Source organism: Pseudomonas corni (genome assembly GCF_057128765.1).
The window spans coordinates 130,395-136,534 of sequence record NZ_JBSKHW010000020.1; the positions used below are offsets into that span (position 1 = coordinate 130,395).

Consider the following 6,140-nt stretch of genomic DNA (forward strand, 5'->3'; position numbering starts at 1 on the left):
TGCACAAGGAGCTTTCATGGGGGATTCATTTGTTGTTCATCTGCAGGGCGCGCAGCCTCGGCTCATCGAAATTCACCCTGCGCCACAGGGATTTTTTCCATCTGCCGAGGTTTATGTCATGAACGCCAAATCGTTGCTGCTCGTGCCCATGTTGGGTCTGGTTGCCGTCCTGTCCGCCTGTGCGGGCCCCATGCCCAAAGCTGACCCCAGCGAAGCCTGGATCAGCTTGCAGGAAGAACCTTCCGGCGTGTTGATGGCTGAGGATCTGGACGGCAAGCGACTCAATGATGGTCGCTACTTTGAAGTCAAACCCGGTGCTCACAAACTCGACCTGGATTTGATCGTTGAGGGCTACGGTGATAGCGGCGAAACGAACTGCCAGACCGGCATCAAGTTCGACCAGTTCAAGGCCGGTGAACATTACAAACTGGTCGAGTCGAGCCTGGGCGAGGAGTACCGCGTCAAACTCGAAGACTCCCACGGCAAACAACTCGGCCACAGCAAAGACTTCACCTGCCTGCCCGGCTAAACAGAACGCTCCCTTCAACGGTCTTCGTTGAGCCCACGGTGAAAGCCGTGGGCTTTTTTTTGTCTGCATAAAGGTTGTGTCATCCGGTTTCGTCGGATAGGCAGGGATGCCCAGGCCGCAAATAATGCGCGGTGTCAGATTCGAGTCGCGAATCTCTGGAAACGGAAGCCAAGGATGTTCACCCTGGACGAACAAAGGATTGCAGATGAGGCAGTGGTGTTTGCCAAGGCGAACAGAAAAGAAATTGCGATGCGGTTGACTGATAGCTCGATATATCCATCCGAAGATTCGCCAGTGTCAGTATTCATGGCTGGCTCGCCCGGCGCTGGGAAGACAGAGGCCTCCTTGGAGTTTCTCGCTCGATTTGGAGGTCATGTCCTTCGTATAGATCCCGACGCTTACCGTTGCGAGCTCCCGGGATATACAGGTGCTAATTCTTCACTTTTCCAGCGAGCAGTGTCGGTGTTGGTATCCGCCGCGCATGACGAAGCGTTGCGGATGCAACAATCGTTTTTGTTAGACGGCACCTCTTCAAACTACGAGACGGTGGCTCTGAACATAGAGCGTTCGTTGAAGCGAGGCAGATTCGTGCTAGTGCTATACGTCTATCAAAACCCGGAAAGGGCGTGGGAATTCGTCCAGGCGAGGGAAAAAGTCGAGGGAAGGAACATTCCGCTAGGGGAGTTTGTTCGTCAGTATTTCGCCGCACGTGAGGTAGTAAACCGTGTGAAAAAAAATTATGGGCACGCCGTGACCGCCGACATTTTCATCAAGAATCAAGACGGGAGTACTCGCGCTTACAGAGAAAATATCCAGCAAATTGACACTCATATTTGCGAAACCTATGATCGGGATTCGCTCAAGCAAAAGCTTGACCATTCAAGGAGTGAATGATGCCTTCTACAAAAAAACTAAAAACCGTTAAGTCCACTCCCTTTTCCGACTTCGTCCGCAACGCCACCTCGGAAGAAAAAGAGCGGGTCTACCAAGAGGTCATGAAGAGGGCATGGGAGCGGCAAGACGTCATTATCGAGAAAGCCCGGAATATGTAATCCGCACCATTGAAAAAGCCGCCAGATCAGGGCGGCTTTTTTGCGTCTGGCTGATCGCTATCGACTGTAGGAGCGCGCTTGCCCGCGAAAGGTCTTCCAGGCGCTGGAGATGTATCGGACACACTGACGCCATCGCGGGCAAGCACGCTCCTACAATTTTTGGTGCGATGTGCGCGTTGGATTATCCCTAGCGCCGCGTTGTCTGGATTGGGGGCCGCTGCGCAGCCCATCGCTGACGTCGTAACCTCCGTGAGCTCCTACGCCTTCGGCAGAAGCGGATTGCGGCGCACATGGCTTTTGATTCTGGCCGGGAGGCCGTAGGAGCGCGCTTGCCCGCGAAAGGTCTTCCAGGCGCTGGAGATGTATCGGACACACTGACGTCATCGCGGGCAAGCGCGCTCCTACGGGGTCAGCGTAGATGCATTCACCCCAACGCCAACACCTGCCGACACTCCAGCACCAGGCTCGCGCCACCGGACGGGCTGGTGCCGATGTGCAGTTTGAAGCCGTGCAGGTTGACGATGGCGGCGACGATGGAGAGGCCCAGACCGAAGCCGCTTTGCTGGTTGCCGCTGTCGCTGCGATAGAAACGCTTGAACACCGCCTCGCGTTCAGCGGCGGGGATGCCGGGGCCGGTGTCCTGGACTTCGATGAAAGTGGCGTCACCTTCGGCGCGCGCGATCAGAGTCACCACGCCGCCCGGTGGGGTGAACTTGATCGAATTGCTCAGCAGGTTCGCCAGTGCTTCAAACAGCAGCGCCCGATCCCCCACCAACGGCGGCAGCAGCTCACCGATCTTCAGCTCCAGCGACACGCGACCTTCTTCGGCCAGTGGCAGGTAGAAATCATGCAATTCCTGCAGCAACGGGCGCGGGTCCAGCCGATCAAAGGCCGAGCGGCGCTGGTGGTCTTCAAGTTCGGAAATCCGCAACAGCCCGCGAAACCGCGCCATCAGCGTATCGGCGTCGGCGATCACCTGGGCCATTTGCTCACCCTGAGGCGAGTCTTCCGGGGACTGCTGCTGAATCCGGTACAACTGCGCGCGCAGACGTGTGAGCGGGGTGCGCAAGTCATGGGCGATGTTGTCGCACACGCCCTTGACCTCGTTCATCAGCCGTTCGATACGGTCGAGCATGGCGTTAACGATGTCCGCCAGCATGTCCAACTCATCGCGACGATCCGACACCGGCAGACGCCGCGCCAGATCACCCGTGACAATGGCCTCGGCGCTGGCCTGAATCGCCCGGATACGTTGCAGCGGGCGACGACGCAACAGATGCCAGCCCGCGATCCCCGGCAGAATCGTCAGCGAGATGCCCCACAGCAGCGCCCGCAGAATCAACGTGGTCACGGCGAACAGGGAACCGTTGTCGCGCACCAGCACCAGCCAGCGGTTATCCAGCGTATGAATCGCCACGGCGTCGCAACTGGCGCGCGGCAGATTCGGGTCATCGGAGTCGATGCAGGTGTCCAGCTCCTCGATCTGCCCGTTGAGCGGCAAGCCGGTGGGAATGGCGTGGATCGGCCCGCTGATGGGTTTGAGGTCTTTGTCGAACAGGCCGTAGGCGTCCACCGAGCGCATGTCGAACTTGTCGCTGGTGGCCAGAGCGTCATCCAGTTGCGCGCCCTGAAAACGCGAGAACAATTGCTGACGCTGCATCAGCGAGTGACGGGCGAGGGTGTTCAGGTAACTGGTGACTTCCCAGTACAGCACCCCCATGAGGATGCTGCTCCAGGCCACGAACAAGAAACTGTACAGCGCCAGCAACCGGCTGCTGGAAGAACGCCAGCCCTTAGACGGGTTCGGCAATGACATATCCTGAGCCTCGAACGGTTCGAATCAGGGGCGTCAGGGTAGGGGGATCGATTTTCTTGCGCAAGCGACCAATGTGTACGTCGATGAGGTTGGTGCCAGGGTCGAAGTGATAACCCCAGACTTCCTCGAAAATCATCATGCGGGTGATGATCTGGCCGTTGTTGCGCATCATGAATTCCAGCAGCTTGTATTCAGTGGGCAACAGGTTCAGCGGCTGGCCAGCGCGGCTGGCTTCCCGGGAGATCAGATTCAACTCCAGATCAGCAACGCGCAACATGGTTTCGGCCTGGGTGCTCGGGTGGCTACGGCGCAGCAGCACTTCTACCCGAGCAGCCATTTCGTCTGACGCAAACGGTTTGGACAGGTAATCATCGCCACCAGCCCGTAGACCTCGAACACGCTCATCGACATCGGACAGCGCGCTGATCATCAGGATCGGCGTAGAAATACCCAGCGCGCGCATAGTCGTGACAATTGCCAGACCGTCCACTTCGGGCAGCATTCGGTCCAGGGTAATCAGGTCGTAATCACCGCTGACGGCGCGCACCAGTCCTTCGCGGCCATTATCGACCCAGTCTACGTGGAGGCCGTGGCTGCTTAACTCGGCCACGATCTCCTTGGCCGTTACGGCATCGTCTTCGATCGTCAGAATTCGGGTCATGAGTTTGCCTGAAGCAATTGCGACTGGAAGCTGTAGTTTGCCTACAAATGCGGCGGATATTTCTGAATAAATATTTAGGAAAGGGGCTGCGCGGTTATTTGGTCCCTGTAGGAGCCAACTTGTTGGCGAGAAATGGAGGCGGCGAACCAGGCCCGGCGCCTCGCGAACAAATTCGCTCCTACAGAGAGTCAGGCGTTATTTCTGGGGTAGACGTTCTTCCTGAGTCTGGTTTTTTTTGCTGGAGGTACCTTTCTTCTCCTTAGGCGTCCCGCTCTCGCTTCTGATCTGCGCATGGCTGATCAGCGCAAAGATGAAGCTGCCGCCGATGATGTTGCCCGCCAGCGTAGGCCCTGCAAACACCATCCAGAAATCCTTCCACGGCAGTTCACCGGCAAACACCAGGTACGAGACCTCTGCCGAGCCGACGACGATGTGGGTGAAATCCCCCAGCGCCATCAGGTACGTAATCATCACGATGATCACTACCTTGGCAGTTTCCATCGAGGCGATCATCCAGACCATGGTGGCGATCATCCAGCCGGAAATGATGCCCTTGGCGAACATGGTGCCGACGTCGTTTTCCATGATTTTGCGACCGATCTCAAGAAACGCGTGGTCAGTCTTGGTGTCGAAAATCGGCAAGTGAAGCATCACGTACGCCACCAGCAGGGTGCCACACAGGTTGCCCACCAGCACCACGCCCCACAAGCGGAACAGTCGGGCGATGTTGCTCAGAGTGAACTTGGTCATGACCGGCAACACCGCCGTCAGGGTGTTTTCAGTGAACAGTTGCTGACGGGCGAGGATCACCGCCAAAAAGCCCGCGCAGTAGCCGAAACTGGCAATGGCCTTGAAGCCTTCGCTGTCGGGCAGCCGGGAATTGAGCAACCCCATGGCCATCAGTGACAGGCCCATGGTCAGGCCAGCGGCGAGGGCCGACCACCACAGCGCCGTGACGCTGCGCTCCAGCTCATGATCGCCCTGGGCGCGGATGGTTTCGTGCAACACCGCCGCGCGGGGCGGCTGGTTCTCGTCGATCTCCTGTTCTTCCTTGGCGGTCAGGCCCGGGGTCTTGCCGTCTTCTTTCTGGTTTTCCATGGGTGTTCCTTGGGGCGTTGATCATATGGAGACGGCATGGCGTATTGAATGCTGCGCCGGACTGTTGCTTGAGACACAATCTGTCATCCGTCGTTCGCCGCTGAACGATGTCGTTTTGCCGCACCCTAGGAGAGCATGTGTGACCCTTCAGATTCGAGATGCAATCCGCGCTGACGCCGAGGTGATTCTGGGCTTCATCACTGAACTGGCGATTTATGAAAAAGCCGAGCATGAAGTGCTGGCTGGCCTTGCTGATATCGAACGCAGCCTGTTCGACGACCCGGCGTCCCCGGCCAAGGCCTTGATCTGTCTGCTGGACGACCAGCCCATTGGTTTTGCCGTGTACTTCCTCAGCTATTCCACCTGGCTGGGCCGCAAGGGGCTGTATCTGGAAGACCTTTACGTGTCACAGCAGCATCGCGGTGTTGGCGCGGGCAAAGCCTTGCTTCGGCATCTGGCGAAGATTGCGGTGGACACAGGCTGTGGACGTTTCGAATGGAGCGTACTGGACTGGAATCAGCCGGCGATTGATTTTTATAAATCGATTGGCGCCGAACCGCAGGATGAGTGGGTGCGGTATCGGATGGAGGGCGCGAATCTCACCGACTTTGCCTCAGGTAAACGCTGATCCCTGTAGGAGCGAAAACTCTGTAGGAGCGAATTTATTCGCGAGACGGCTTTTGGCGTACTCAACCAGAGCTCCCGGCGCGAATGTCGCCCTCCGCTCAATGCGCATTTAATTGGCATAGTGCAAGTTTCCCCGAGAGTTTTCCCCTCATCAGGTAGGACCTATAACCTCCCTGATGTAGTCCCTTTCTGAAACTTCCGCAGCACTCCGTTTTTGTGTTTCAGCGCTCAGACACGGGCGCTTGAGCTCTCTACATTCCGGCGCTTTCTCGGCGCGAACTACACGGAATGTCAGACGCTCGTTGGGCCGCCCGCCAGGGCGATGCCCTTTCCCACACCTCGGTCATGGCCGACCTC

The 6,140-nt window shown here is 57.6% G+C and carries 6 protein-coding genes; 3 read left to right on the forward strand and 3 right to left on the reverse strand.

What is annotated here, in order from left to right; translation table 11 throughout:
* Positions 1-118: 118 nt before the first annotated feature.
* Positions 119-529, forward strand: coding sequence for a PA0061/PA0062 family lipoprotein (locus ACWKV9_RS25140; protein WP_483838818.1), 411 nt, complete (start codon positions 119-121; stop codon positions 527-529).
* Positions 530-703: 174 nt separating this feature from the next.
* The gene (locus ACWKV9_RS25145) at positions 704-1,423 is read left to right on the forward strand and encodes a zeta toxin family protein (protein WP_483838811.1); all 720 of its coding nucleotides are present in this window, start codon (positions 704-706) and stop codon (positions 1,421-1,423) included.
* Positions 1,424-2,005: 582 nt separating this feature from the next.
* Here the strand turns inward: ACWKV9_RS25145 and ACWKV9_RS25150 are convergent.
* From ACWKV9_RS25150 to ACWKV9_RS25160, 3 genes are all read right to left on the reverse strand, one after another.
* A complete protein-coding gene (locus ACWKV9_RS25150; RefSeq protein WP_483838812.1) occupies positions 2,006-3,397 on the reverse strand; it encodes a sensor histidine kinase in 1,392 nt (463 codons plus the stop codon).
* Positions 3,375-4,058, reverse strand: a complete 684-nt coding sequence (locus ACWKV9_RS25155) for a response regulator transcription factor (protein ID WP_483838813.1) — start codon at positions 4,056-4,058, stop codon at positions 3,375-3,377. The genes ACWKV9_RS25150 and ACWKV9_RS25155 overlap by 23 nt, the downstream gene beginning before the upstream one ends.
* Before the next feature lie 195 nt (positions 4,059-4,253).
* Positions 4,254-5,156 carry a formate/nitrite transporter family protein gene (locus ACWKV9_RS25160; RefSeq protein ID WP_483838814.1) on the reverse strand — a complete coding sequence of 301 codons (903 nt, stop codon included), beginning with the start codon at positions 5,154-5,156 and terminating at the stop codon, positions 4,254-4,256.
* A gap of 139 nt (positions 5,157-5,295) precedes the next feature.
* Here ACWKV9_RS25160 and ACWKV9_RS25165 point away from each other — a divergent pair, with 139 nt between their 5' ends.
* On the forward strand, positions 5,296-5,784 hold the full coding sequence (locus ACWKV9_RS25165) for an N-acetyltransferase family protein (protein WP_483838815.1): 489 nt from the start codon (positions 5,296-5,298) through the stop codon (positions 5,782-5,784).
* Positions 5,785-6,140 lie beyond the last annotated feature (356 nt).

Coding starts and splice junctions, on each gene's coding strand:
- ACWKV9_RS25140 (WP_483838818.1), top strand. CDS start 119: ATGAACGCCAAATCGTTGCTGCTCGTGCCCATGTTGGGTCTGGTTGCC.
- ACWKV9_RS25145 (WP_483838811.1), top strand. CDS start 704: ATGTTCACCCTGGACGAACAAAGGATTGCAGATGAGGCAGTGGTGTTT.
- ACWKV9_RS25150 (WP_483838812.1), bottom strand. CDS start 3,397: ATGTCATTGCCGAACCCGTCTAAGGGCTGGCGTTCTTCCAGCAGCCGG.
- ACWKV9_RS25155 (WP_483838813.1), bottom strand. CDS start 4,058: ATGACCCGAATTCTGACGATCGAAGACGATGCCGTAACGGCCAAGGAG.
- ACWKV9_RS25160 (WP_483838814.1), bottom strand. CDS start 5,156: ATGGAAAACCAGAAAGAAGACGGCAAGACCCCGGGCCTGACCGCCAAG.